The sequence below is a fragment of the Pseudomonas hygromyciniae genome (assembly GCF_016925675.1).
GTDB classification, from domain to species: domain Bacteria; phylum Pseudomonadota; class Gammaproteobacteria; order Pseudomonadales; family Pseudomonadaceae; genus Aquipseudomonas; species Aquipseudomonas hygromyciniae.
In genome coordinates, this window is the sequence record NZ_CP070506.1 from 5295190 (window position 1) to 5321369 (window position 26180).

The following is a 26180-nucleotide window of genomic DNA, read 5'->3' on the forward strand; positions in this document are numbered from 1 at the left end:
GATGCTATCGCAGGCAAGCCGGTTCCCCACAAACCGGGCTCCAATTTGTTATGCGGCAGACCCGTTAGTTATGCCGGTAGAAGCGATCGAGCAACGCCGGCAGCCCTGCACGCCACGCCCGTGGTTTGATGCCGAATGTATGCAGGATCTTTTGCAGGCCAGCACCGCATGTTGCGGCTCGTCGGCGGCGTCTGGCCGCGCGGCGTAGGCTTGGGCGGTCGGCGCTTCGACCGCCAGCGCATGGAAGTTGCGCGCTTCGCTGAGGATCGCCTGGCCAAGGGCCACAGGCGTGGTCGCCTCCTGCCCGGCGTAGTGGTAGGTGCCCCACAACAGCGCCGCACAGTCGAGCTGCCTGAGCACCGAGATAATCACCCGTGCCGCATCGTCCACCGGCGTCAGGTTGCCCCTGCGATCGTCGGCCAGCAACAGCTCCTCGGTTTTCTCGGCTCGCGCCAGGAAACGCCCAGGCGCACCGTCGACACTGTCATCGAGCAACCAGCCAAGGCAGCAGCACATTTGCGGGCAGGTAGCGCGCACACTCTGTTCAATACGCCATAGCACCTGGCCACGCGGGCCCAGGGCACCGGCTCATCTTTTTCGCTGTAGGCCGTGGCGCGCAGACCATCGAACACCCGGTAGCTGGACGGTTGCAACAGCGTGATGCTGTGGTGTTGGCACAGCTGCGCCAGGCGCTCGACGGCAGATTCCTGCCCGGCCAGGCGGGCCTCGTTCACGCTCTCGGCCTGGAACCAGTCGAAATAGTAGGCGAGGTTGATCAAGGCATCGGGACGGGTGTCGTCGAGCAATTGGGTAAGACTGGCGGCATCCCAGCCGTCTGGGGCAGGCGCGGGGCGAGGAAACCGATATCTTCCTCCGCACCGAGGCAAATCAGCGCCTGCCCGAGGGCATTCCCGCCGCCCAGTAACATAAGGCGCATTCGCATAGATTGAGCAGGCCCGGTCTGTTTGGAACGATGGCTATTGTCGACGGGCGTTGATGCCGTGCCGTTGGTATTTGCCAGAATCGTTGCATTTTGCGGGTTTGTAGCGCAAGCGTCACTTACTAAGTGGCGTTAAGGGTCTGCTCGTAACCAATCCTGACCCGCCCGCTTATAGGCGCTGGCTTGCCAGCGATGGCGTACGCAATGGCGGTGCAAGGCTCGGGGGCCCCATCGCCGCATAGGTATCTACAAACTTTCAGAAACTGACGAACTCTCCTGTGGCGAGCGGGCTTGCCACAACTGCGCTATCTGCCTGGATTTAGGCGTTGCGGCAAAATTGTGTAGATACCTATGCCTATCGCCGGCAAGCCGGCTCCTACAGTGGGTGCCGTTTGTAGAATCGTCGAAACTTTCGCGCGAGCATCACAGTCAACCATTAACGAACGGAGGCCACTGCCCCGCCAGCCCACGGAGCCACCATGGCTGTGATTCCAGAATGGGTGCCTGTCACGCCCAGCACCCATCACCCGCTTCAAGGTGCTGACGGTCAATACCCACAAGGGCTTCACTGCCCTCAATCGACGCTTCATCCTGCCGGAATTGCGCGAAGCGGTGCGGGTGTCGCAGCGGATGTGGTGTTCTTGCAGGAGGTGCATGGCACCCATGAGCAGCATCCCCGGCGCTACAGCAACTGGCCGAGCATGCCGCAGTATGAGTTTCTCGCCGACAGTATCTGGCCGCAGTTCGCCTACGGGCGCAACGCGGTGTATCCCCATGGCGACCACGGCAATGCACTGCTGTCGAAATTCCAGATCATTCGCTATGACAACCTCGACATCTCCCAGAGCGGCCACGAAAGCCGCGGGCTGCTGCATTGCGTGCTACGCCTGCCGGGCACCGGCCGGAGGTGCATGCCATTTGCGTGCACCTGGGGCTGCGCGAGGTGCACCGCCAACAACAGCTGAAATTGCTGACGCAGCGGGTTGCCGAAATTCCCGACGCAGCGCCGCTGATCGTCGCCGGCGACTTCAATGACTGGCGCCAGCGGGCGGATCGAGCGGCAGCGGCCTGCGGGAAGTGTTTGTGCAGGCCCATGGTAAACCGGCGCGTACGTTTCCGGCGCGCCTGCCCTTACTGCCGCTGGACCGCATTTACGTGCGCAACCTCAAGGTCCATCACGCGCAAGTGCTGACGGCTCGGCCCTGGTCGCACTTGTCTGATCATGCGCCGCTGTCGGTGGAGATAGAGTTATGAACGGCGCCGTGGAACACATCGCCACCGACCTGCCGCCGGATGACGCCAGGACCGGGGATCTGGACTACGGCTGGCAGCCCGGCAACCAGCTGCAACTGCTGGAGAACGGCGAGGCGTACTTCCCAAGGTATTCGAGGCCCTGCGCCAGGCTCGCCAGGAAATCCTCCTGGAGACATTTATTCTGTTCGAAGACAAGGTTGGCCATGAGTTGCACGGGTTCTGATCGAGGCAGCCCAGCGCGGTGTAAAGGTGGTGGTCAGTCTTGATGGCTTTGGCTGCGGCAGACTGGGCCCCGGGTTCGGCGAGTTGGCCCAGGCCGGGGTCACGGTCCAGATGTTCGACCCGGCGCCCAAGACCCTGGGGTTTCGCACCAGCTGGTTTCGCCGCCTGCATCGCAAGATCGTGGTCGTGGACGCTGCGGTGGGGTTTATCGGCGGGATCAATTTTTCTGCAGATCATCTGGCGGACTTCGGTCCCGAGAAGCAGGATTATGCGGTGCAGGTGATCGGGCCGGCCGTGGCGGACCTGCATCACTTTGCCCTGGCGCAAAGTGGGCGCCCGGTGCGTACGCGGCGCGGTTGGCGGCGACGGCAGCAACCGTCATGGGCTGCGCAGGAAGGTGACGGCCTGGTACGCCTGATCTACCGCGACAACCTGCAACACCGCAGCGATATCGAGGAAGCCTACCTGCACGCCCTGCGCCACGCCCGCCAGCGCGTGGTGATCGCCAATGCCTACTTCTTTCCCGGTTATCGCCTGCTACGGGACGCAATGCCGCCCGACGCGGCGTGCAGGTGCAGTTGATCATGCAGCCAGCCCGATGTGCTGATGGCCAAGTTAGCGGCGCGCATGCTCTACGACTATCTGCTCAAGGAAGGCGTGGTGATCCACAGTATTGCCAGCGCCCACTGCACGGCAAGGTGGCCCTGGTGGATGAAGGGTGGAGCACCGTGGGCTCGAGCAACCTCGACCCGCTGAGCCTGGCGCTGAACCTGGAGGCCAATGTGCTGATTCGTGACCGAGGGTTCAATCAACCTTGTTCGAGCGCCTCGAAGACCTGAGCCGCAACCACTGCGAGACCATGCCGGAAAACCGCACGCCGCGCGGCTGGTTGTGGCGGGTGACCGTGGGGTTTGTGGTGTTCCATGTACTGCGGCATTTTCCGGCCTGGACTGGGTGGCTGCCCGCGCATAAACCGCGCTTGAAACCCTTTGTGCATAACGGGAGCCAGGACCATGAGCCAAGCCCACGCGGCTGATGCGCGCGTCACGCGTTCAAACGCTGGAAGAAGCCGCTGACCGTCGCGTTCTTCCTGTTGCTGATCGTGCTGTTTACCCTGCTCGCCCGGCGTATCGACTGGAGCGAAGCATTCGCCACCCTCGGCGACTTCAAGCTGCGCACGTTGGGGATCGCGGCCGGGCTGACCCTGTGCAGTTTCCTGGTGTACGCGTGCTTTGACCTGATCGGGCGGACCTACGTGCGCCAGCCCTTGCGCTGAAGCAGACCCTGCCGGTGGGCATCATCAGTTACGCGTTCTCAACCTCAGCGCCTGGGTCGGCGGGATTGCCATGCGCTACCGGCTGTATTCGCGGCTGGGGGTGAGCAACGGCAATATTGCGAAAATCCTGGCTTGAGCCTGGCCACCAATTGGTTTGGCTATATGGCCTTGGCCGGCGTGGTGTTCAGCAGCGGCCTGGTAACGATGCCGCCGGGCTGAAAACAGTAGCGGCGCCCTGCAAGGTGTCGGCGTGTTGCTGGTAGTGGCGAGCCTCGGCTATCTGGCGGCCTGTCAGTTTTCGAAGAAGCGCGCCTGGTCGATACGCGGGATCGAGATCAACCCGCCGTCGCTGCGCATGGCGTGTCTGCAACTGGCGCTCGGTGCGTTGAACTGGTCGCTGATGGCGGCGGTGATTTTTACCTTGCTGCCGGCCAAGCTCGACTATCCGCTGGTGTTGGGGGTGTTGCTGATCAGCGCGATTGCCGGCGTGGTGACACATATTCCGGCCGGCCTTGGCGTACTGGAGGCGGTGTTTATCGCCCTGCTACAACATGAAGCCTCACGGGGTAGCCTGCTCGCCGGGTTGATTGCCTATCGGGCGATCTATTTTATCTTGCCGTTGCTGGTCGCCCTGGTGATGTACCTCGCAGTGGAGGCGAAGGCCAAGGCCCTGCGGGTGAAGAAAACACCCGCATGAAACCCATCATTGGGATTGGATGATGCTCAACCGCTCGCCCACCACCATCTCGGTGATCCAGTCCACCAGGATCGAGGTGAGGCCTGCTGAGACACCGGGTCGCTCACGAATGGTCGCCACTGTCGATGATCCGATGCGTCAGCGAATGGGTCTGCTGGCATGCAGCGCGGTAGCTCATGATGGTGGCGTGGGGCACATGGTCATCGGTTTCTGATTCGACGATCAACACATCCCCGGTAAAGGCGGCGCAGGCGTGCAGTGCGCGATTGGTTTCGGCGTGCACCAGCGTGCTGCGGTAATCCATCAAGTCGGCTTTATCCAGGTCGCGCTTGGGGTGTGCCATTGCTGGTCGCGATACAGCGCCGCACGCAGCGCCAGCCAGCGCACCGGGCGTAGGGAGGTAAGGATCGCGCCAGGTAGCCCCGTAACTGGTGCCCACCACCGCCACCGCCGAGGTGTCGATGGCGGGTGCGCCAACAGGCGATCATAGGCCGCGAGCAAGTCCGCAGGTTGTCCTGAGTGACCCGCGACAAGGAATGCCATTGCCTGCATGCCCGCGCAAATCAAAGGTGAGGCACACGCAGCCCAGGCCGGCGATACCTTGGCCCGTTCCAGTCGCGCTCCTGGCTACCGCCCCAGCCATGCACGAACAACACCCTGGCACTTTTGACTTGGGACTGAGAAAGGTCCTGCCCATCTGTTCGTCATCGATATCAATGGTGATGGTTTCGCTTCTAGCCGTCATAGGATTTGACCGTTACGTACTTGAGAAGAAAGTCGCTGTTTTCTGCCGGGCCGCGATAGATCTCGATGGCATCGGCGGGCAGTGCTGGTCGATATAGGTCTCCACGGACGACACGCGAATCGCCCGCAGGGTGGGATCGTTGATAAAGCTCTGCAACGCCGCGACCTCCGCGCTGCTGGCGCCGCCCATGCGCCACGATTGCTCCAGCACACCGCTGCGCTGCGTGCCTTGGCTGTCAGGCCCCGGGCGATGTCGTAGTTGCGCCGCGAGGCATAAAAACCAGGATAGGCCTCATCGGCGGCGTTATCGAAGACCTGTGCCTGTTCAATGGCCAGGCGCACGTCCTCGTCCAGCGACAGGGTAAGCAACTCTTCGTAGTACCCCGGCACCACCAGCAGCTCGGAGCCGCCGTAGACCGCTTCGCCCTGCCCGTCCTGGGTCAGGTATTGCTCGCCGCAGAACTGAATACATGACCGCCGATAAAGCTTTGGCCGACGCTGTGCGTCACCACATCCTGCAGGTCTTGCTCCAACACCACACCTTTGGCGAACAGGTCGGATACATCGGCGCGGGCGAGGATTGCGTCGGATTGCTTGAGGCTTTCGACCACCTCCTGGCCCCGACCGGCGCAGGCATGCACCTGCTTCAGGCGAATCGGCCCCAACTCCAGCAACTGCATGGCCGCGCGAGCATCTTGCACGGCAAACACGCCTAAGCCGCCGAGCACCACTGCGCGAACCCGCTCGGCAAACAACGGCGACCAGCCCTCGGGCGCCACCGCGCCGGGGCCGTGCAGGCCGGGGTAATGGCTTTGGTGCAGATGAAATCGTGGTCGACGTAACCACCCCACAAGTCCTCCGGGCCCTTCACTCCCAGGCTGAGTGCCTGGGCAGGTCCCACCAGGGTCTGGGTGGGCAGCAGGTACAGATCCGCCTGGGCGTGCAGGTCGAGGCTGTAGCTACCGCCGTAGTCGAGCCCGAGGATCTGCGCCAGCCAGCGAGCGAGGGCGCGCGTTGGTTTCCACTTCGTGAAGGGGCGTCGGGCCGGATCGAGTGGGCCACCACGATTTTCTTACGGTTGGTCGGGGTCATGCGTCCCCTTGGGCAAGGCTTGCAGGTGTGTAGCACGAGGGTTGCAGGTTCAGGCCAAGCTGCAATCGGGGCAAAGGGTTGGCAGATCAAGCGGTTAGCGTGAAGGAGATGGCATTTGGCCTGCCTCATTCTGCACGAAGCGTGATCAAGGGTCCGGCGTTCTGCACGATGCCGGGCCAGTCAGCGGGAAAAAATGTAGGAGCGAGCTTGCTCGCGATAGCGGTGGGTCAGGCAAGATGCACTTACTGATAGATGCCATCGCGAGCAAGCTCGCTCCTACATGGGTGGGGTGTATCTGGTGATCAGCGGGTGCCTTTACCCCGAACCGGTTGCGGTAATCATTGGGCGCAAGGCCGGTGATTTTTTTGAAGGTTGCGCGAAAGGCACTGGGGTCTTGATAACCCACGGTCCAGGCAATCTGGTCGATGGTGGTATTGGTAAGCTCGAGCATCTGCCGCGCCTTGCCGACTCGCAGGTGCTGGCAATATTCGGTGGGTTTCAGGCCGGTGGCATTGCGAAAACGGCGCAGGAAGGTGCGCTCTTCCAGGCCGGCTGCCTGTGCCATCGTCGCGAGCGATACGTCCACCGCACCGCTGGCCTGCAAAGCGTGCTGACCTTGAGGATCGCCCCGTCACCATGGCTCAGGATCGGCGCAAAATTGCTGCCGCACTGGCTGGCGCTGTCACTGTGCTCAATCACCAGAAAACGCGCAGTGCCAGCGGCGATGCTCGGCCCATGAGGCGGTCGACCAGGCGCAGGCCCAGTTCGACCAGGCCATCAGCCCGGCGGTGGTAATCAGGTCGCCATCATCGACGATAGGTTTGTCGGCCTCCGCGCACCGCGGGAAAACGACTGGCGAAGGTGCTGGCCGAAGACCAGTGGGTGGTGGCGCTGCGCCCATCGAGCAAACCGCTGCGCGCCAGCATGATCGAGCCGATGCACACGCCTCCCAGCACTGTGCCCGCGCATGTTGCTCGCGCAGCCGCTGCAACAGCCGGGGCGGCGCCTGTTCTTCGCAGAATTCACCAATCGAGGGCAGTACCAGCACCGCCATCAAGGGTTGTTCAGGCCCAGGCAGGCTGTCGAAAGCCCGAACAGGAGTACCATCGCCACCCACCTGCCAATGGCTGATACGCAACACGGGCAACTGCTCGGCCTGATGCTCGGCGGCGATGCGATTGGCGACCCCAAACAGGTCGGTCAAGCCGTGTACCGCGGCCATCTGCGCACCGCTGTAAATCAGCACGCCAAGCTCGACGATCGAGCGTTCCAGAGCCATTGTCAGTTTTCCCCTGTTATTGTCGGTGCAGCCAATCCCGAGCCTCGCGCCAGCCACGATACTGGACGCATCAGCCCATCACGAGAAAATACTCATGGCCAAGCAAGCACTTATCCTAATTGATATCCAGAACGACTACTTCCCCCAGGGCAAATGGCCACTGGCTGGTGTCGAGGCTGCCGCAGACAAGGCACAACAACTGCTCCAGGCGTTTCGCCAGGCCGGTGATGCGGTGATCCATGTGCGCCATGAGTTCACTTCTGACGACGCCCCTTCTTCACGCCAGGTTCGAAGGCGCGCACTTGCATCCCAAGGTGCTGAACGAAAACGACGAACCGGTGGTACTCAAGCATTTTGTAAATGCCTTTCGCCAAACCAACCTGCGCGATCTGCTGAACAGCGCAGCATCACCGACCTGGTGGTGGTGGGCAGCATGAGCCACATGTGTATCGACGCAGTGGTTCGGGCAGCGGCGGATTATGGCTACACCGTTACGGTGATCCACGATGCCTGTGCCACCCGTGACCTGGAGTTCAATGGCAAGACCGTTGCGGCGGCCCAGGTGCATGAGGCCTGTATGGCGTCGCTGGCATTTGCCTATGCCAGCGTGGTTTCGGCGGACGAGTTCCTGAAGGCCTGAAGGCTGACTGTCAGCGCGTGGCGATGATGAACAGGCGTGAAACGGCAGCAACACCGTGCCATCGGCCAGGGCCGGATAAGCCTCGCGGATGTGCGCCAGATAGGCGTCGAGGAAGGCGCCTTGCTCGGCCTCGTCCAGCGGCGCAGAATGGCCGCAGGCCCGTCCCTGAACCACCCACCACCGCCTCATGGCCGGTGAGCGGGTGGTAATAAGTGGTGTGCCATACATCCACGGCACTGCAATGCTTGCTCAACAGTTCGAAGTAATAACTTGCCGGGTGACGAGCCTCATGTTTGACCGCGCCGATCTTGTTCGCCCACGGCCCTTGCGCTGCCACTTCACGGGCCAGGCGGTGAGCGGGCTCGTTGAGATTGTCCGGGGTTTGCACTGCCAGCGTCCCGCCCGGTGTCAGTTGCGCCACCAGGTGCGGATAGAGGCTGGCGTGGTCGGGCACCCATTGCAGCGAGGCGTTGGCGAGGATCACATCGAACTGTTGCCCAGGCTTCCAGGCGCCGATATCGGCCAATTCAAAGCGCAGTGCCGGTAGCCGCCCGCGGGCGCTGACCAGCATGTCCCGTGAACCGTCCAAGCCAGTAATCGTTGCGTGAGGAAACGTTCGGCCAACACCTCGGTGGAGCTGCCGGGGCCACAACCCAGGTCGACCGCAGTGCGCATTACCAGCAGGAATGGCGGCGACCAGGTCCCGGACGGGACGGGTGCGCTGTTGTTCAAACATCGAATACGCTGGGCAGACCAGGTCATCAGGGCTTCCTTCTGGGGTAAGGGAATGCGCTACAGCTTAAGTCTCGTGGCACACGGGGACAAATGCCAGGCCTCCGGAATTTCCCTATAAACAAGAAACCCCCGAGGCAAAGCCACCGGGGGTTCCTGGTGTTACGGGATAGTCCGGGCCAAGGTGGCCTAGAACGGTTATGAGTACCAGACAGTCAGCAAGACTAACGACTGAGTGGGCTTAAGCTCATATCTTATTGGGCATTGACGGATCATCATTACTGACGCCCCGGGCCTCGTAGACACCTCCATGCCTTAAAATGAGGCCAATCAGGAGGTGCCATGAGCAACCCGCGTTATCCCGAAGAATTCAAAATCAAGCAGTCAATCAAGTGACTGAAAAGAAGCTGCCTGTCGCTGAGGTAGCCGCCCGTCTCGGCGTGTCGACGCATAGCCTCTATGCCTGGATAAAGCGCCACAGCAAACCTCAAGAAGAACGGCAGCAGGATGATGATCAGCACGCTGAGCTACGTCGTCTGCGAGCGGAACTCAAGCGCGTCACTGAAGAGCGAGACATATTAAAAAGGCCGCCGCGTACTTTGCCAAGGAGTGCGGCTGAAGTACGCCTTTATCAAGCAGCGCGCGGGCGACTATTCGATTCGACGGCTTTGCCTGACGCTGAAAGTCCATCCCAGCGGTTATTACGCCTGGCTGTCTGAGCCGCAATCTGTACGCGCTAAAGACGACCAGCGACTGCTGGGTTTGATCAAGCATTCCTGGTTGGAGAGCGGTGGCGTTTATGGCTATCGCAAAATCCACGACGATCTGCGCGAGGTCGGTGAGGATTGTGGTCGTCATCGTGTGGCGAGGCTGATGCGTCTTGAAGGTCTGCGTTCTCGGACAGGTTATCGACGCCGCCCTGGAAAGTACGGCGGTAAGCCAGCAGTCGTCTCACCCAATTTGCTGAAGCGCCAGTTCGATGTTGTGGAACCCAACAAGGTTTGGGTAACCGACATCACGTACATTCGTACGTATGAAGGCTGGTTGTATTTGGCGGTGGTACTGGATCTGTTTTCTCGGCAGGTCGTTGGCTGGTCAATGAAGTCGCAGATGACCAGTGATTTGGCTATTGATGCGTTGTTGATGGCGGGTTGGAGGCGTAAACCGAAGCAAGAGGTGATGGTTCATTCCGACCAAGGCAGCCAGTACAGCAGCTCCGATTGGCGCAGCTTTTTGAAGGCAAACAATTTGGTTGCCAGCATGAGTCGCCGAGGCAACTGTCATGACAACGCCGTGGCCGAGCGCTTTTTCCAGCTTCTGAAACGGGAACGGATCAGCGAAAAATCTACACCACGCGGAAGATGCTCGGAGTGATGTGTTTGATTACATCGAGATGTTCTACAACGTAAAACGCCGCCATGGTTTCAACAATCAGCTGTCACCGGTAGAGTTTGAAAAGCGTTACGCAATGAGCTTGCAAGGTGTCTAGAGAATCCGGGGCGATTCAGACTCCAGCGGTCGGCACCGTAGATACCGTCTTCTTCGCCGCCTGAGCCTTGCCAAGCTGAAGGCGGATACTGTCACGATGACTTTGAGTCTTTCGAGCTTGTTGGCATCACCCTTAACGCAGACTTGCTCAGTGCAATTCAGGCAGTCACGGTGCTTCTGACACGGAAGCATTGAATAGTCATGCACGCAGAAGCCGAAAATTGTGATGTGGGCAATTCCACCCCGTGGTGTCAAGGTCAGCCAACGTCACTGGCGCGTTCTCCTGATCTTGGTCAACGCGACACCAATACCCGCTTCCCTGGCCATCTCTACGTGCTCATCGGCTGTCATGTGGTTGTAGGTAGCGTTCTGCTGGATGTTGGCTCGCCCTGACCATTTAGCAATGTCCAATTGGCCTAAGCTGCCGCGCTGAGCCAGCGTATTCAGGTAGTGCCGAACTTGATGAGACCCCATAGAAATAGGGGTTCCATCAGGATTTTTATAGCCATTCCGTTCCCAGATGCTGCGCTCTTGGCCATCGATGTAGTTGATGTCGGTGGTGAACGTACTCTCCCGGAGACCAGACAACGATCGGTCGTGCTGGATAATCCATCCTCAGTTCGTTTTGTCTAAAACAGCAGAGCGCCTCGGAATACTTGATGTGCCGCTCTTTGTTGAGCCACGGCCACCCTTCGGCAGCTTGCTGTGCATGAAACCGTTCAGAAACCGCAATGTGACGTAGCCGTTCTCTGCATAAAAGGCCGGAAATGGTTTGTAGGATTTCATTCCCGCTTTCAGCTTAGCGGTAGCTACCGCCGCTACGTCACTGGATCTAACCCCAGAGCAAGGCATGCTTGGGTGTCACTTAGAGGGTGATCTTCACCGAAGTTAGGACAGTTTTCATGGCGATAGAACTTATCCGGATGGCTTTCAAGCCACTTCGAGCATGCGCCCCGGCTCGGACATTTCTGTGAGACGGCGAACCGCTTCCTCAGCCGTTTGCACCAGAACAGTAGGAAGCCATTTAATATCAGATTCATATCCCTTCCTGCGTAAAGCCTGAGCCCGAGACGCTTTACGCCTTTGCTGTCGGTCTCCCGGTGCAGGCAGTTGAGGGGAAGGTCTTGTACTTCGCTGATGCGAGATGGAGCGCACATGCATAGCGCAAAGATTGATGTAGTGAAGCGATCTCGCGCGCCCTGAAGGTCATTGCTGAACATCTCCGCTATTGCCTGAAGCGTTCGCTCTGGAGGCATTTTGTCCTCGCGCCGTTGCTTGCCGACGGAATCAGTACGATGAATCTCCTTGGGTTTTTTACTGGGTCTTCAGGGAAATTGGTGCTGGGATGATTCGGCTTTCATTGAGGAATTCAACGAGTTTCGCCGCTGATGCCCGCTTGATATGAACTTGCGCCGTAAGTAAACGCTACCTTGGCGGTTCATCAAGACACTGATATCGGTCTGCGTGATGTCAGCACAGCCTTTAATTTCAAGCAAAGCAGCTTCAACGCAGCGAATGGCCTTGAACTCATTCTTCAGCTTCCTAGGGTTATGGCTTGTGATAACGAACGTATGCCTTGGCGAATGGAATGATGCCTGCGTCCGGAAGCTGCGCTTCGCTATAGCCACGAGACGGAGCACCTTTGAAGTTACCTACACCTGGCCACGTATCGTCGTACAATCCAGATCGGCACCAAACACTGTAAGCCTTCTCGGCACATGACGATGAACTCATCAAGGTTCTGCCGGCTGGCAGCTTGGGCCTTCGGAACAAACTGAAAGATGTTAGACATTGGCGAGATCGCTCTTCATGGCATTGCAACGAGTTACTACATCACTAACTGCAAGAATGAGTCGGTCATTGACGGATGCGATCTTCAGGTCGCCTGTGCCTTCATAAACGCTGTCACGCTCAAGAATTAGCTGATCTAAGACATCCTCATGAGGTCCATCCAGCCAAGGCTGAAAATGCGAACAGGTGTAACAGGCGACCGGGGCCAGAGCTCCACAAAACCCATAGCTCCCGCAGCTACCGACGTTGCCACCTGCACTGCAATTCGCTTGAACGATCCCCCACGGCGAGCCTTGGCCTCATCAACGACAAGGACGCCTTGGAACGCTTGCGCAAGTGGAGCTAACTGTAGCGCTACAGCTTTATCGATGCGCTCAACGATCTCGGGAATGTTCCTCACATAGACACCAGCATTTTGGATGTCGGAGGATCAAGCGCTTCGCGATGATGTATTCGCCCCTGCCCCCTCGCGAGGTTGGTCCCGGAGGGTGTAGCGGAAGCGATATGGGTTGATGTTGGTGTAAGCGCCAGTTCGGTGGCTGATAACGGCGATCACTTCTTTAACGCTCGACATCGAGTAACCGATCTCATTCACGCGGGCATGCAAAAATCTCCTGCCAGTTGCGACTCAAGATCTTTGTTCGTGTCGTAGTGTTTGAAGGTCGGAAACAGTGGCAGCTCGGACACAAGATTCTGCCGGATAGATCCACCGAGAAGATTAGAAATAACTGATTTGACATGGCCTACCTGCTCCTGAAGAAGGGTCCACAAGTCCTCAACAACTTCAAACTTAGAGAACGACTGACGCCACCCCGTGCTTTTGCTTACCACGCGGAAAATTGATGAAGTAACGCTGCCCAACAGGGATAAGGTCTTTAATCTTCAATGCTGCAATTTGAGCTGGGCGCCTGCCAGTCATAGCTAAAATCATCGCGAAGCAAGTTTGTCCAAATCTAGTTTTCCAATCGCATAACAATCAAGCACGCCTGAGACAATAGCTTCCATCTCAATATCTGTAAGCGGCCCATTTTCTGGACACATCGATTGTACTGCGTAGCCTTTTTCATTCCCTTTTATCCTCCAGCCCTCCATCATTTTCAGGGTATCGGCGGAGGCTCCAGGATATCCAAGACTGACCCATGTGCGATGAATGCACGCAAGAGCTGAGCTCCCAATCAGCATCAGCTATCTGTGGCGATACGAGATCATCGATTCCGACTGAATAGTGGGAGAGAATGAGTTGCTTCAAAATAAGATTTGAATCGGCGGTACAGTGACATAGTGTAATGCGCTGAACAGGTTTCTCCATAGATGGCCAAACCTGCCTAAATGTGCGCTTGAAATCATCATTCAGAAATGAGGGAAAAGTATCGAGGAAGAATCTGATATCTTTACTCAGCCTCCAATGGCTTGAATATATCTCCACCTCATAGCCATCTTTGGAGACAATGAAGTGCGCTCATACCGAGCTAGAGCAGCATTATTATTCATGATCATCAGAGGATTTCCCCATGTGCTTTTTTGCAAGCCCATCACAGCCTTTCCAGCCGCTTCTTGATATGGCGCTTGTTATAAATTGACGCTGTGCCAGAAGTTTCACTCCACCCCATCAAGTAAGAGCGGAGTTGTTGTTCTCGCTCAGGGGTTACGCCGTCTTTATCGCGGCTCCTCGAAAATATGTAGTTCCAATGGTGCCGAAGGGCATGGGTATGCAGACCAGAAAATTCATCGGCTAGAGTCGACAGAGTTGCAATAAATTTTCCGAAGCCAGAATTAGAAAGCGGCCAGCCCACAGTCTGTCCTGAACGATGAATCACAAAGATATCCATGCTTACGAGCACCCGGAATCTTGTTGCGGAATTTGGCGATATGCTCATGGATTCGCTGCATGAGCTCAGGGATCAGAGGAAATGTACGCTCCCGCGTCTTAGCGACTGGCTGATAAGTTCTTGGATCGCCAGCAGAGTCTGCTCGTCGCACGATCCTGACCGTATTTTTCGCAAAATCGAAGTCTTCACTTCTGAGGTTCAGCAGTTCTCCACGCCGCATCCCTGTGAGACGAAGAATTGTGAACATCAATGCGTTCCGAAATTGAAGGCCAACGTCGGCAACCGGGTTGGATTCGCTGCCTGGCTTTAGAATTTCTTCAACCATATCCAAAACGGAGTCATCCAGATGGGAATCAGATGTGCCTTCTTCAGTTTTATCGCCAATCTTCGGTCGATTTGCTTTGATCTGAGCCACCATGGCATCAATTTCCTGCGCACTGGTCTCTGTTACTGGGTGCAATCTGCCTGCAAGAAATCGGACGTACCCAGCGATAACAGTGATTCAGTTGTACTGATTGTCCTGGGCGACCCTTCTTCGACGGCCTTTAGGGACGACCTGCTTGTCCTTTGACACATATCTTCAGAGGCTTTTGCATGAAGTCCCGCAAAGAATGATCTCATGACGACAAAGCAGCTCGCTCTGCTTAAAACGCGACTCTAGATCAAGGCCGTAGTAACTCTGCCAGGCGCATATCGCCTTGAGCGCCGATAGCGCGTTATTGATAGTGTTAATGGAAAGCGAGCGCCCACGCATCTCGGCAGTCACGTACAGCGCGGGGTAATAAAGCGGCATGCCGGCGTTATCGACGAGGATAGAAAACCTCTCTCCTGATTCCGCCTGAAACCGTCTGATTGCTAACTGCATACCCACCTCGAATTCCTTACGTAAATTCAAGGTAGGAACCTAGTTAAAACACGTCAATTTTTTTACAACGCGAAAACGAAAGCCCCTGCAATGCGGGGGCTTCCAGAAGAAACTTTACAAAGAAGTCTCTACGGCTCCTCAGAAGGGAATATCGTCATCAAAGCTGTCGAAATCAGCAGCCGGTTGCGGTGCCGCCTGCTGTGGCGCTGGGCGCGACTCACGCTGTGGCTGCTGGCTTGGCTGTGGACGCGACTGCTGTGGGCGCGGTGCCGATTGGACATGCCGCCCTGGCCCTGTTGGTCGCCCTGTGGACGGCCGCCCAGCAGTTGCATGGTGCCTTGCATATCAACCACGATTTCGGTGGTGTAACGCTTGATACCGTCTTTTTCCCACTCGCGGGTCTGCAGTTTGCCTTCGATGCAGACCTGCGAACCCTGGCGCGTATTCACCGGCGATCTCTGCAACCTTGCTGAACATCGATACACGGTGCCATTCGGTTTCTCGACCTTCTGGCCGGTCTGCTTGTCGGTCCATTGTTCGCTGGTCGCCAGACTCAGGTTGGTCACGGCGTTACCGTTAGGCAAGTAGCGAACTTCGGGATCCTGGCCGCATGTACCGACCAATATGACTTGTTTACCCCCACGGGCCATAACGTTCTCCTAGGCTGGGCGCGCTGTCGGCACTGGGTTGACCAGTTGCTCGAGCGTCGCGCGATCCATAATTCGGTGTCCAATTTGATGTAAATGGTCGCCTCTTCAGCGACCACGACTGCATCTGTTACCCCTACGACGGCCTTCAGGCGCTCTACCAGACCGCTTTCACGGATCGCCTCCGGCGATAGCGGCAAACGCAGACTTGTGACGTAGGGAGGTTCGCGCATGGTAACAGCAAAGACCAGCCAAAGTGCAGCCAGCCCGGCGCATCCGAGGAACACAACTGACAACCGCCATGCTGGAACATCCAGCCGCCCATGATGCCGCCCAGCGCCGAACCGAGGAACTGACTGCTGGAATAAACCCCATCGCCGTGCCTTTGCCGCCTGCCGGTGAAACTTTACTGATCAGCGAACGCAGTGACGCCTCCAGCAGGTTGAACGCAGTGAAAATTACACCGTGCCGATTACCATGCCCGTAGGCTGTCGCCGAACTGCCAGAAGAATAGTTCAGTGAGCATCAATGTCGCGACGGCACCGAGCAAAACTCGTTTCATTTGCGTTTCTTCTCGCCATAGATGATGAACGGGATCATGGCGAAGAATGAAATCAACAAGGCGGTGAGATAGACCCACCAGTGCTGTTCCCTGGGCAATCCGGCTTTTCCACCAGCGCCAGGGCAACGCGACGAAGCTGCACATCAGCATCGCATGCAATACAAAGATACCTAAATCCAGGCGCAGCAAGTCCGGGTGCTTGAGCGTCGGCAGCAGCGCTTGCTTTGCCACGCCCGATTCACGGTGCTGCAGCGGCCCGGTGGAGCGCGGCACCATAAAGGCCACGATCACGATGCCGAACAGCGCCATGCCCCCAGTGGCGAGGAATAGGCCGTGCAATCGAACGCACGGGTCAGCAGCGGGCCAACCACCATCGCAACGGCAAACGAAAGACCGATGGTCATGCCAATCATGGCCAGGGCCTTGGTACGATGCTGCTCGCGGGTCAGATCTGACAGCAGTGCCATCACCGCCGCAGAAATCGCCCCGGCACCTTGCAGGATACGTCCGGCGATCACGCCCCAGATCGAATCGGCATTGGCCGCCAACACGCTGCCCAGGGCGAACACGATCAGCCCCAGGTAGATCAATGGCCGGCGGCCAATGCGGTCGGAAATGATCCCGAACGGAATCTGGAAAATCGCCTGGGTCAGACCATAGGCGCCAATCGCCAGGCCAATCAAGGCTGGGGTCGCGCCTGCGAGGTCCATGCCATAGGTCGCCAGTACCGGCAACACCATGAACATGCCCAGCATACGGAAGGCGAACACCAGGGCCAGACCGCTTGCCGCTCGGGTCTCGCCGCTACTCATGCGTTCGCTGTGGGGATCGTGCATGGAAAAACCTCGTGTGAACCGGCGTGATTCTACCAGTCCCATCGATTGAGAGGGTATATGCGGCGCTTTGCCGCGCAGCTTTCATGTAAGGCTGAAATGGGCAAACTGACAGTGTATATTCATCCAGTCTTTAGCCGTATACTCCTGCATTATTTATACGCCTGCCGTGCGAGGCCATCTTGGACAAGATCCTGATTCGTGGGGCAGAACCCACAACCTGAAGAACATCGACCTGACCCTGCCCCGGGACAAACACTGATTGTCATCACCGGCTTGCCGGGTCCGGCAAGTCATCGCTGGCGTTCGATACGCCATATGCCGAGGGCCAGCGTCGTTATGTGAGTCGCTGTCGGCCTATGCCCGGCAGTTCCTGTCGATGATGGAAAAGCCTGATGTCGACACCATTGAAGGCCTGTCGCCAGCCATTTCCATCGAACAAAAGTCGACCTCCACAACCCTCGCTCCACCGTGGGCACCATTACCGAAATTTACGATTACCTGCGCTTGCTGTGCGCGCGCGCGGTATTCCACGCTGCCCGGATCACGATGTTCCGCTGGAAGCCCAGACCGTCAGCCAGATGGTTGACCTGGTGCTAGCACAGCCGGAAGGCGCCAATGATGCTGCTGGCTCAGGTGATCCGCAGGCACAAGGGCGAACACCTCTGTGTTCGAAGAGCTGCGCGCCCAGGGTTTTGTCCGTGCCCGGATCAACGGCAAGCTCTATGAGCTGGATGAAGCTCAAGCTGGACAAGCAGAAGAAGCACACCATCGATGTAGTAGTCGACCGGTTCAAGGTGCGTGCCGATCTGCAGCAGCGCCGGCGGAGTCGTTCGAAACCGCGCTGAAACTGGCGGACGGTATCGCCCTGGTTGCCCCGATGGACGACGAGCCAGGCGAAGAAATCATCTTCTCCGCACGCTTTGCCTGCCCGATCTGCGGCCACGCCATCGGCGAGCTGGAACCCAAGCTGTTCTCCTTCAACAACCCGGCCGGCGCCTGTCCGACCTGTGATGGGTTGGGGTCAAGCAGTTCTTCGACATCAAGCGCCTGGTCAATGGCGACCTGACGCTGGCGGAGGGTGCAATACGCGGCTGGGATCGGCGCAATGTCTACTACTTCAGATGCTCGGGTCGTTGGCCGCCCACTACAAATTCAGCCTGGGGGTGCCGTTCAACGAGCTGCCAGCAGAGCAACAGAAAATCATCCTGCATGGCAGCGGCTCCCAGAACGTCGATTTCAAATACCTGAATGACCGTGGCGATATCGTCAAGCGCTCCCACCCATTCGAAGGCATCGTGCCCAACCTGGAGCGCCGCTATCGGGAAACCGAGTCGGCCAGCGTGCGCGAGGAGCTGGCGTTCCTCGGCACACAGCCCTGCCCGGATTGCCGGGGCACTCGCTTGCGTCGCGAGGCGCGCCACGTGTGGGTAGGTGAGAAGACATTGCCGGCGGTGACCAGCCTGCCCATCGGTGATGCCTGCGAATACTTCGGCGTATTGAAGCTGACCGGGCGACGCGGCGAGATTGCCGACAAGATCCTCAAGGAGATCCGCGAGCGCTTGCAGTTCCTGGTCAACGTGGGCTGGATTACCTGTCCCTGGATCGCAGTGCCGACACGCTGTCCGGCGGCGAGGCCCAGCGCATTCGTCTGGCCAGCCAGATCGGCGCGGGCCTGGTGGGCGTGCTGTACATCCTCGACGAGCCCTCCATCGGCCTGCACCAGCGCGACAATGATCGTTTGCTGGGCACGCTCAAGCACCTGCGCATATCGGCAATACGGTGATCGTGGTCGAACACGATGAGGATGCCATTCGCCTGGCGGACTATGTGGTCGATATCGGCCCCGGCGCGGGCGTCCATGGCGGGCACATCGTTGCCCAGGGCACACCAGCTGAAGTCATGGCCCATCCGGACTCCCTGACCGGCAAATACTTGTCTGGCCGGGTAAAAATCGAAGTGCCAGCAAACGTACGCCACGTAACAAAAACAGGCGCTGCATCTCAAGGGCGCACGCGGCAACAACCTGCGCAATGTTGACCTGGAAATCCCTTTGGGCCTGCTGACCTGCGTCACGGGTGTATCCGTTCGGCAAGTCCACGTTGATCAACAACACATTGTTCCCCTCAGCGCCACAGCGCTGAATAGCGCCACCACCCTGGAAGCTGCAGCGCATGACAGCATCAAGGGCCTGGAGCTCCTGGACAAGGTGGTGGATATCGACCAAAGCCGGATGGTCGCACCCCCGCTCTCAACCCGCGACCTACACCGGGCTGTTCACGCCGATTCGCGAGCTATTCGCCGGTGTGCCGGAGTCCCGGTCCCGTGGTTATGGGCCTGGGCGCTTCTCCTTCAACGTCAAGGGCGGGCGCTGCAGGCGTGCCAGGGCGACGGTTTGATCAAGGTGGAGATGCACTTCCTGCCGGACATCTACGTGCCGTGCGATGTGTGCAGAGTAAGCGCTACAACCGCGAAACCCTGGAGATCAAATACAAGGGCAAGAACATCCATGAAACCCTCGAGATGACCATCGAGGAAGCGCGGGTGTTCTTTGACGCAGTGCGGGGCCTGGCACGCTCCAGACCTTGATGGACGTGGGCTTGTCGTATATCAAACTGGGGCAGTCGGCGACCACTTATCCGGTGGCGAGGCGCAGCGGGTGAAGCTGTCTCGCGAACTGTCCAAGCGCGATACCGGCAAGACCCTGTATATCCTCGATGAACCGACTACCGGTCTGCGCTTCGCGGACATCCAGCAATTGCTCGACGTACTGCACCGGCTACGCGATCACGGCAACACCGTGGTGGTGATCGAGCACAATCTGGATGTGATCAAGACGGCAGACTGGCTGGTGGACCTCGGCCCGGAGGGCGGTTCCAAGGGTGGGCAGATTATTGCGGTGGGTACGCCGGAGCAGGTCTCCGAGATGCCGCAATCCCACACTGGTTACTATCTGAAGCCGTTGCTGGCGCGCGACCGGGCCTGATTTTTCGGGCCCAGCAAAACCCTGTCACCGTAGCGGTGACAGGGGCTTTTTCATTGCCGGCGAAATCAGAACTGCGATTGCGGTAGTTTTCCAGACCGATCAACTTGATCAGACCCAACTGCTTTTCTAGCCAGTAGGTGTGATCTTCTTCAGTATCGTTCAACTGTACGCGCAGGATTTCACGGGTCACGTAGTCGTTGTGCTTCTCGCAAAGCTCAATGCCTTTGCACAGTGCAGCGCGAACCTTGTACTCCAGGCGCAAGTCGCTGGCGAGCATCTCAGGCACCGTGGTGCCAGTATCCAGGTCGTCAGGACGCATACGCGGCGTGCCTTCGAGCATCAGGATGCGGCGCATCAGCGCGTCGGCATGCTGTGCCTCTTCTTCCATTTCGTGGTTGATACGCTCGTAGAGCTCGGTAAACCCCAGTCTTCGTACATGCGCGAGTGAATGAAATATTGGTCACGAGCTGCCAGTTCGCCCGTCAGCAACGTGTTGAGGTAATCGATTACGTCGGGGTGACCTTGCATCGCCCTACATCTCCCTGCTTGAAAGGCCTTAGTTTGAACCATGCTGACCTGCAGGTCACGGGACGAACGGCAGAAAAGTGAAGATTTTCAGAGAAAAGTAGCTGAAATAACGCAAAAACCGCCCAAATGAGGGCGGTTCTGCTTATCACTTAGAGTTAGTTAAGCGCTACACCCAGCGCAGTTGCTATTCCTTCTCCATAGGCTGGATCGGCCTTGAAGAAGTGCTGCAACTGACGCTGAACCACATCACTGGAAACCCCAGTCATTGCACCAGCGATGTTGTTGATCAACAGCGCTTTTGCTCAACATTCATCAGGCGGAACAGCGCACCGGCGTGGCTGTAGTAATCAGTGTCTTCACGGTGATCGTAACGATCTGCCGCGCCACTGAGTGCCAAGGCAGGTTCTGCGTACTGCGGAGCCTGTTTGGGTGCGTCGGCGTAGCTATTAGGCTCGTAGTTGGGAGCCGCGCCACCGTTGCTACCAAATGCCATGGAGCCATCACGTTGGTAGTTGCTGACTGGACTACGCGCAGCATTCACTGACAAGTGCTGATGGTTAGTGCCAATACGGTAGCGGTGCGCGTCAGCGTAAGCGAACACACGGCCTTGCAGCATGCGATCCGGAGACAAACCGACACCTGGCACCATGTTGCTTGACCGAACGCTGCCTGCTCCACTTCGGCGAAGTAGTTCAGCGGGTTGCGGTTCAACTCAATTCGCCGACTTCAATCAGCGGAAACTCTTTCTGCGACCAGGTTTTGGTCACGTCGAAGGGATTCTCATAGTGAGCGTTGGCCTGGGCTTCAGTCATGATCTGGATGCAGACGCGCCATTTCGGGAAGTCGCCGCGCTCAATGGCCTCGAACAGATCACGCTGGGCGTAGTCCGGGTCAGTACCAGCAAGGCGTGCAGCATCGGCAGGTGCCAGGTTCTTGATGCCTTGCTTGGTTTTGTAGTGCCACTTCACCCAATGACGCTCGCCATTTGCGCTGATCAAGCTGTAGGTATGACTACCGAAGCCGTGCATGTGTCGGTAGCCGTCCGGGATGCCACGATCCGAGAACAGAATAGTGACCTGGTGCAGTGCCTCAGGCGAATGCGACCAGAAGTCCCACATCATCTGCGCACTTTTCAAGTTGCTTTGCGGCAGGCGCTTTTGGGTGTGAATAAAATCAGGGAATTTCAGCGGGTCCCGGATAAAGAACACAGGGTGTTGTTCCCGACAATATCCCAGTTGCCTTCTTCGGTGTAGAACTTCAACGCAAAGCCACGCGGGTCGCGTTCGGTATCTGCCGAGCCGCGCTCGCCACCGACTGTAGAGAAGCGCAGGAAAGTCGGCGTCTGCTTACCGACAGCTTCAAACAGCTTGGCGCTGGTGATTGAGTGATGCTTTGGTGACCGTGAAGGTTCCGTACGCTCCCGAGCCTTTGGCGTGTACACGGCGCTCTGGGATGTTTTCACGGTTGAAGTGGGCAAGTTTCTCGATCAGGTGAAAGTCGTCGAGCAGCAACGGGCCACGTGGGCCTGCAGAACAGGAATTTGATTATCCGCAACGGAGCGCCGCTGGCAGTGGTAAGGGTTTGTGGCTCATGCTCAACCTCCTCAGGTCAGTCTTGGAACTGCCGGCTAATCGGCTTGAAGGAGTATTGACCAGGAAGATGACACCATCAAATTTATTAAATTATGCATATCGATAGCTAATTACTAACGATGTACTGGCTCGCATAGCCAAAATTCAATCAAGACCCGCCATGGGCTTTTCTATCGCCCACAAAAACCGGGCACTAGGCCCGGTTTTTTTTAGCGACTGTCGTCTTACTCGGCGGATACAGCTTCGCCAGCAGTAGCACGATCAACCAACTCGACGTACGCCATAGGCGCGTTGTCGCCAGTGCGGAAACCGCACTTGAGGATGCGCAGGTAGCCACCTCACGGGTAGCGTAACGCTTGCCCAGGTCGTTGAAGAGCTTTCCAACGATAGCTTTCGAACGGGTACGGTCGAAAGCCAGACGGCGGTTAGCCAGGCTGTTCGTCTTGGCCAACGTGATCAGCGGCTCAGCAACGCGACGCAGTTCTTTGGCTTTCGGCAGTGTAGTTTTGATCAGCTCGTGCTCGAACAGCGACACCGCCATGTTTTGAAACATGGCCTTGCGGTGCGAGCTGGTACGGCTCAGGTGACGACCACTTTTACGATGACGCATGGTTCATTCCTTACCAAACTCACGTTCGGTGATTACGACGATCAGGCAGTCGCCTTGTCGTCCTTCTTTAGCTTGCAGGCGGCCAGTTGTCGAGGCGCATGCCGAGGGACAGACTGCGGGAGGCCAGAACGTCCTTGATTTCAGTCAAGGATTTCTTGCCAGGTTCGGATCTTCAACAGTTCTACTTCGGTGCGCTGGATCAGGTCACCGATGTAGTAAATGTTTTCCGCCTTAAGGCAGTTAGCCGAACGTACAGTCAGTTCCAGATCGTCAACCGGGCGAAGCAGGATCGGATCGATCTCGTCTTCCTGCTCGATTACCACTGGTTCGCTGTCACCCTTGAGGTCGACGAACGCAGCCAACTGCTGTTGCAGAATGGTTGCAGCGCGGCGAATAGCCTCTTCAGGATCCAGAGTACCGTTGGTTTCCAGATCAATAACCAGCTTATCCAGGTTAGTACGCTGCTCGACACGGGCGTTTTCCACCACGTATGCGATACGGCGAACCGGGCTGAACGAAGAGTCAAGCTGCAAGCGACCAATGCTGCGGCTTTCGTCTTCATCGCTCTGACGCGAGTCGGCCGGTTCATAACCACGACCACGAGCTACGGTGAGCTTCATGTTCAAAGCGCCGTTAGACGCCAGGTTAGCGATTACGTGATCGGGGTTAACGATCTCGACATCATGATCCAGCTGAATATCGGCAGCGGTAACCACCCCTGAACCCTTCTTCGACAAGGTCAGCGTAACTTCGTCACGGCCGTGCAGCTTGATAGCCAGACCTTTAAGGTTCAACAGGATTTCAATTACGTCTTCCTGTACACCTTCGATGGCGCTGTACTCGTGGAGCACACCGTCAATCTCGGCCTCGACTACTGCACAGCCGGGCATTGAGGACAACAGGATGCGCGCAGCGCGTTGCCCAGGGTGTGGCCAAAACCACGCTCGAGAGGCTCGAGTGATCTTGGCGTGGGTTGGACTGACAACCTGCACATCAATGTGGCGGGGTGTCAGGAACTCATTTACCGAAATCTGCATGGATGCACCTATTTTCTAGCCCTTACTTGGAGTAGAGCTCGACAATCAGGCTTTCGCTGATGTCGGCGGACAGATCACTGCGAGCAGGAACGTTCTTGAAAACGCCGGACTTCTTCTCAGTGTCTACTTCTACCCATTCTACGCGGCCACGTTGGGCACACAGATCGAGAGCTTGGACAATGCGAAGTTGGTTTTTGCTTTCTCGCGAATCGCGACCACGTCACCAGCACGAACCTGGTAGGACGGGACGTTAACGGTTTGGCCGTTTACGCTTACGGATTTGTGCGATACCAGCTGACGGGATTCGGCACGAGTCGAACCAAAGCCCATACGGTATACAACGTTGTCCAGACGGCATTCGAGCAGTTGCAGCAGGTTTTCACCAGTTGCACCTTTGCCAGCAGCTTCTTTGTAGTAGCCGCTGAACTGACGCTCGAGAACGCCGTAGATACGACGGACCTTCTGCTTTTCACGCAGTTGGGTGCCGTAGTCGGACTGGCGACCGCGGCGTTGGCCGTGGATACCAGGTGCTGCTTCAATGTTGCACTTCGATTCGATTGCGCGCACGCCGCTCTTCAGAAAGAGATCGGTGCCTTCGCGACGAGCGAGTTTGCATTTTGGACCAATGTAACGAGCCATTCTTTACAATCTCCTGGATTACACGCGGCGCTTCTTCGGCGGACGGCACCCGTTGTGCGGGATTGGCGTCACGTCGGTGATGCTGGCGATCTTATAGCCACAGCCGTTCAAAGCACGGACAGCAGACTCACGACCTGGACCTGGACCCTTGACGTTAACGTCGAGGTTTTTCAGGCCGTATTCCAGCGCAGTTGACCAGCACGTTCAGCAGCTACTTGAGCAGCAAACGGGGTGGACTTGCGAACCGACGAACCACCAGAGGTAGCCCAAGAAAGCGCGTTACCTTGACGGTCGGTGATGGTCACGATGGTGTTGTTAAAAGATGCATGGATGTGGGCGTGCCATCAACCACCGTCTTTTTAACTTTTTTACGAGGACGAGCAGCAGGTTTTGCCATGATAATTTTCCTGTCGATTCGCTGGGGCGATTACTGGCGGATCGGCTTACGCGGACCTTTACGGGTACGCGCGTTAGTCTTGGTACGCTGACCGCGTACTGGAAGACCACGACGATGACGCAGACCGCGATAGCAACCGAGGTCCATCAAACGCTTGATTTTCATGTTGATTTCGCGACGCAGGTCACCTTCAGTGGTGAACTTCGCCACTTCGCCACGCAGCAATTCAATCTGCTCGTCGCTCAGATCCTTGATCTTAGCGGCTGGCTTACTCCAGCAACTGCGCAAATTTTCTGGCAGTAGTGCGACCAACACCATAGATGTAGGTCAGCGAGATAACAGTGTGCTTGTTATCTGGAATGTTAACGCCTGCAATACGGGCCATTCAGTGGGCCCAAATTGACAGCTACCTACGCCCCGGAAGCCAAGAAATAGGGCGCGAGATAATATCGCTGTAATAACAAATAATCAACCCGGCAGCGCACTAGCTGCCGGGCTTCAAGCGGATCACACTCAGCCTTGGCGCTGTTTGTGACGCGGTTCCGCGCTGCAAATTACTCGAACAACACCTTCGCGGCGAATAATCTTGCAGTTACGGCACAGCTTTTTCACCGATGCACGAACTTTCATCACCAACTCCTCGAACCTTATGGGGTACTCAGCGCAACATGCCGCCGCCGTAGCCCTTCAGGTTGGCTTTCTTCATCAGGGATTCGTACTGGTGCGAAACGAGGTGCGATTGTACTTGGGACATGAAGTCCATCACAACCACGACGACGATCAGCAACGAGGTCCCGCCAAGGTAGAACGGAACGTTGGCTGCAACCACCAGGAACTGGGGCAACAAGCACACGGCCGTCATATATAGAGCACCGAACAGGGTCAAACGAGTCAGAACGCCATCAATGTAGCGCGCCGACTGCTCGCCTGGACGAATACCCGGAATAAAGGCACCGGACTTCTTCAGGTTTTCCGCTACGTCTTTCGGATTGAACATCAACGCCGTATAGAAGAAGCAGAAGAAAATAATCCCTGCACTAAACAGCAGAATATTCAACGGCTGACCAGGAGCGATCGACTGCGAGATGTCCTGCAACCAGCCCATACCTTCAGACTGACCGAACCAGGCACCCAACGAAGCCGGAAACAGCAATATGCTGCTCGCGAAGATAGCAGGAATAACACCGGCCATATTCACTTTCAGCGGCAAGTGGCTGGTCTGCGCAGCGAAGACCTTACGGCCCTGCTGACGCTTGGCGTAGTGAACAGCAATACGACGCTGGCCACGCTCAATGAACACCACAAAACCGATAATCGCTACTGCCAGCAAACCGATGGCAACCAAGGCGAAGATATTGATATCACCCTGACGTGCAGACTCGAAAGACGCCCGATTGCCCTCGGAAGACCGGCGACGATACCTGCGAAAATCAACATCGAGATACCGCTGCCAACACCACGCTCAGTAATCTGCTCACCCAGCCACATCATGAACATCGC

The 26180-nt window shown here is 57.4% G+C and carries 17 protein-coding genes and 17 pseudogenes; 14 read left to right on the plus strand and 20 right to left on the minus strand.

Features of this window, described 5'->3' with window-relative positions; translation table 11 throughout:
- Positions 1–64: 64 nt before the first annotated feature.
- Positions 65–943: pseudogene (locus JTY93_RS23810) on the minus strand (sugar nucleotide-binding protein).
- Positions 944–1419: 476 nt separating this feature from the next.
- Between JTY93_RS23810 and JTY93_RS23815 the strand changes: the two are divergent.
- From JTY93_RS23815 to JTY93_RS23825, 6 genes and pseudogenes are all read left to right on the plus strand, one after another.
- Positions 1420–1905: an endonuclease/exonuclease/phosphatase family protein gene (locus JTY93_RS23815; RefSeq protein WP_511218631.1), complete on the plus strand. Its 486-nt coding sequence runs from the start codon at positions 1420–1422 to the stop codon at positions 1903–1905.
- Positions 1884–2132, plus strand: a complete 249-nt coding sequence (locus JTY93_RS30320) for an endonuclease/exonuclease/phosphatase family protein (RefSeq protein ID WP_511218632.1) — start codon at positions 1884–1886, stop codon at positions 2130–2132. Before JTY93_RS23815 ends, JTY93_RS30320 begins: the two co-directional genes overlap by 22 nt.
- Positions 2133–2446: 314 nt before the next feature.
- Complete coding sequence (locus JTY93_RS29405; RefSeq protein ID WP_240357253.1) at positions 2447–2998, plus strand: hypothetical protein; 552 nt, start codon at positions 2447–2449, stop codon at positions 2996–2998.
- A 2-nt stretch (positions 2999–3000) separates the two neighbouring features.
- Positions 3001–3255, plus strand: a complete 255-nt coding sequence (locus tag JTY93_RS29410) for a phospholipase D-like domain-containing protein (protein ID WP_240357254.1) — start codon at positions 3001–3003, stop codon at positions 3253–3255.
- On the plus strand, positions 3231–3452 hold the full coding sequence (locus JTY93_RS29415; RefSeq protein WP_240357255.1) for a hypothetical protein: 222 nt from the start codon (positions 3231–3233) through the stop codon (positions 3450–3452). The genes JTY93_RS29410 and JTY93_RS29415 overlap by 25 nt, the downstream gene beginning before the upstream one ends.
- 36 nt (positions 3453–3488) lie before the next feature.
- Positions 3489–4389 (plus strand): annotated as a pseudogene (locus tag JTY93_RS23825) (UPF0104 family protein).
- 6 nt (positions 4390–4395) lie between these two features.
- On the opposite strand, the pseudogene JTY93_RS23830 reads toward JTY93_RS23825, so the two are convergent.
- The 3 pseudogenes from JTY93_RS23830 to JTY93_RS23840 all read right to left on the minus strand — a co-directional run.
- Positions 4396–5134: pseudogene (locus tag JTY93_RS23830) on the minus strand (alpha/beta hydrolase family protein).
- A gap of 12 nt (positions 5135–5146) precedes the next feature.
- Positions 5147–6127 (minus strand): annotated as a pseudogene (locus tag JTY93_RS23835) (DUF3182 family protein).
- A gap of 414 nt (positions 6128–6541) precedes the next feature.
- Positions 6542–7504, minus strand: a pseudogene (locus JTY93_RS23840) (GlxA family transcriptional regulator); the annotation flags it as partial.
- A 94-nt stretch (positions 7505–7598) separates the two neighbouring features.
- Here JTY93_RS23840 and JTY93_RS23845 point away from each other — a divergent pair.
- Complete coding sequence (locus tag JTY93_RS23845) at positions 7599–8144, plus strand: isochorismatase family protein (protein WP_205518951.1); 546 nt, start codon at positions 7599–7601, stop codon at positions 8142–8144.
- A 10-nt stretch (positions 8145–8154) separates the two neighbouring features.
- Here JTY93_RS23845 and tam read toward each other — a convergent pair.
- A pseudogene (gene tam, locus JTY93_RS23850) lies at positions 8155–8906 on the minus strand (trans-aconitate 2-methyltransferase).
- Positions 8907–9218: 312 nt separating this feature from the next.
- Here tam and JTY93_RS23855 point away from each other — a divergent pair.
- Positions 9219–10365, plus strand: a pseudogene (locus tag JTY93_RS23855) (IS3 family transposase).
- A gap of 266 nt (positions 10366–10631) precedes the next feature.
- On the opposite strand, the gene JTY93_RS29420 reads toward JTY93_RS23855, so the two are convergent.
- The 6 genes and pseudogenes from JTY93_RS29420 to JTY93_RS23880 form a co-directional block, all read right to left on the minus strand.
- A complete protein-coding gene (locus JTY93_RS29420) occupies positions 10632–10952 on the minus strand; it encodes a hypothetical protein (RefSeq protein ID WP_240357256.1) in 321 nt (106 codons plus the stop codon).
- Positions 10953–13082: 2130 nt separating this feature from the next.
- Positions 13083–13337: a hypothetical protein gene (locus JTY93_RS23865; RefSeq protein ID WP_205518952.1), complete on the minus strand. Its 255-nt coding sequence runs from the start codon at positions 13335–13337 to the stop codon at positions 13083–13085.
- Positions 13338–13928: 591 nt separating this feature from the next.
- Positions 13929–14402: a tyrosine-type recombinase/integrase gene (locus tag JTY93_RS29425; RefSeq protein ID WP_240357257.1), complete on the minus strand. Its 474-nt coding sequence runs from the start codon at positions 14400–14402 to the stop codon at positions 13929–13931.
- A gap of 162 nt (positions 14403–14564) precedes the next feature.
- The gene (locus JTY93_RS29430; protein ID WP_240357258.1) at positions 14565–14879 is read right to left on the minus strand and encodes a hypothetical protein; all 315 of its coding nucleotides are present in this window, start codon (positions 14877–14879) and stop codon (positions 14565–14567) included.
- 98 nt (positions 14880–14977) lie between these two features.
- On the minus strand, positions 14978–15499 hold the full coding sequence (gene ssb, locus JTY93_RS23875) for a single-stranded DNA-binding protein (protein WP_205518953.1): 522 nt from the start codon (positions 15497–15499) through the stop codon (positions 14978–14980).
- Positions 15500–15508: 9 nt separating this feature from the next.
- Positions 15509–16894: pseudogene (locus tag JTY93_RS23880) on the minus strand (MFS transporter).
- Between the two features lie 392 nt (positions 16895–17286).
- Here JTY93_RS23880 and JTY93_RS29825 point away from each other — a divergent pair.
- From JTY93_RS29825 to JTY93_RS29850, 6 genes and pseudogenes are all read left to right on the plus strand, one after another.
- Positions 17287–17673: pseudogene (locus JTY93_RS29825) on the plus strand (hypothetical protein); the annotation flags it as partial.
- Positions 17559–17960 (plus strand): hypothetical protein, encoded by a 402-nt coding sequence (locus tag JTY93_RS29830; protein WP_311136332.1) that lies wholly within the window; start codon positions 17559–17561, stop codon positions 17958–17960. The pseudogene JTY93_RS29825 and the gene JTY93_RS29830, both read left to right, overlap by 115 nt.
- Positions 17961–18015: 55 nt before the next feature.
- Positions 18016–18696 carry a hypothetical protein gene (locus JTY93_RS29835; protein WP_311136333.1) on the plus strand — a complete coding sequence of 227 codons (681 nt, stop codon included), beginning with the start codon at positions 18016–18018 and terminating at the stop codon, positions 18694–18696.
- Entirely contained in the window at positions 18680–18931 is a 252-nt protein-coding gene (locus tag JTY93_RS29840; RefSeq protein ID WP_311136334.1) for a hypothetical protein, read from the plus strand. The genes JTY93_RS29835 and JTY93_RS29840 overlap by 17 nt, the downstream gene beginning before the upstream one ends.
- Before the next feature lie 408 nt (positions 18932–19339).
- Positions 19340–19480, plus strand: coding sequence for a hypothetical protein (locus tag JTY93_RS29845; RefSeq protein ID WP_311136335.1), 141 nt, complete (start codon positions 19340–19342; stop codon positions 19478–19480).
- A gap of 70 nt (positions 19481–19550) precedes the next feature.
- Positions 19551–19877, plus strand: a complete 327-nt coding sequence (locus tag JTY93_RS29850; protein WP_311136336.1) for a hypothetical protein — start codon at positions 19551–19553, stop codon at positions 19875–19877.
- A gap of 65 nt (positions 19878–19942) precedes the next feature.
- On the opposite strand, the pseudogene bfr reads toward JTY93_RS29850, so the two are convergent.
- The 9 genes and pseudogenes from bfr to secY form a co-directional block, all read right to left on the minus strand.
- Positions 19943–20405 (minus strand): annotated as a pseudogene (gene bfr / locus JTY93_RS23890) (bacterioferritin).
- A gap of 155 nt (positions 20406–20560) precedes the next feature.
- Positions 20561–21959 (minus strand): annotated as a pseudogene (locus JTY93_RS23895) (catalase).
- A 262-nt stretch (positions 21960–22221) separates the two neighbouring features.
- A pseudogene (gene rplQ / locus JTY93_RS23900) lies at positions 22222–22607 on the minus strand (50S ribosomal protein L17).
- Positions 22608–22648: 41 nt separating this feature from the next.
- Positions 22649–23644, minus strand: a pseudogene (locus tag JTY93_RS23905) (DNA-directed RNA polymerase subunit alpha).
- 22 nt (positions 23645–23666) lie between these two features.
- Positions 23667–24283: pseudogene (gene rpsD, locus JTY93_RS23910) on the minus strand (30S ribosomal protein S4).
- 18 nt (positions 24284–24301) lie between these two features.
- Positions 24302–24680 (minus strand): annotated as a pseudogene (gene rpsK / locus JTY93_RS23915) (30S ribosomal protein S11).
- Positions 24681–24710: 30 nt separating this feature from the next.
- Positions 24711–25065: pseudogene (rpsM, locus tag JTY93_RS29445) on the minus strand (30S ribosomal protein S13).
- A 128-nt stretch (positions 25066–25193) separates the two neighbouring features.
- The gene (rpmJ, locus tag JTY93_RS23930; RefSeq protein WP_002555468.1) at positions 25194–25310 is read right to left on the minus strand and encodes a 50S ribosomal protein L36; all 117 of its coding nucleotides are present in this window, start codon (positions 25308–25310) and stop codon (positions 25194–25196) included.
- 28 nt (positions 25311–25338) lie between these two features.
- A pseudogene (gene secY / locus JTY93_RS30325) lies at positions 25339–26177 on the minus strand (preprotein translocase subunit SecY).
- Positions 26178–26180: the final 3 nt, after the last annotated feature.

Excerpts from the sequence above, each read along its gene's own strand:
- JTY93_RS23815 (WP_511218631.1), top strand. The coding sequence starts at position 1,420 with ATGGCTGTGATTCCAGAATGGGTGCCTGTCACGCCCAGCACCCATCAC.
- JTY93_RS29410 (WP_240357254.1), top strand. The coding sequence starts at position 3,001 with ATGCAGCCAGCCCGATGTGCTGATGGCCAAGTTAGCGGCGCGCATGCT.
- JTY93_RS23845 (WP_205518951.1), top strand. The coding sequence starts at position 7,599 with ATGGCCAAGCAAGCACTTATCCTAATTGATATCCAGAACGACTACTTC.
- JTY93_RS23865 (WP_205518952.1), bottom strand. The coding sequence starts at position 13,337 with ATGCTGATTGGGAGCTCAGCTCTTGCGTGCATTCATCGCACATGGGTC.
- JTY93_RS29425 (WP_240357257.1), bottom strand. The coding sequence starts at position 14,402 with ATGGTGGCTCAGATCAAAGCAAATCGACCGAAGATTGGCGATAAAACT.
- ssb (WP_205518953.1), bottom strand. The coding sequence starts at position 15,499 with ATGGCCCGTGGGGGTAAACAAGTCATATTGGTCGGTACATGCGGCCAG.
- JTY93_RS29835 (WP_311136333.1), top strand. The coding sequence starts at position 18,016 with ATGCTCGGGTCGTTGGCCGCCCACTACAAATTCAGCCTGGGGGTGCCG.
- rpmJ (WP_002555468.1), bottom strand. The coding sequence starts at position 25,310 with ATGAAAGTTCGTGCATCGGTGAAAAAGCTGTGCCGTAACTGCAAGATT.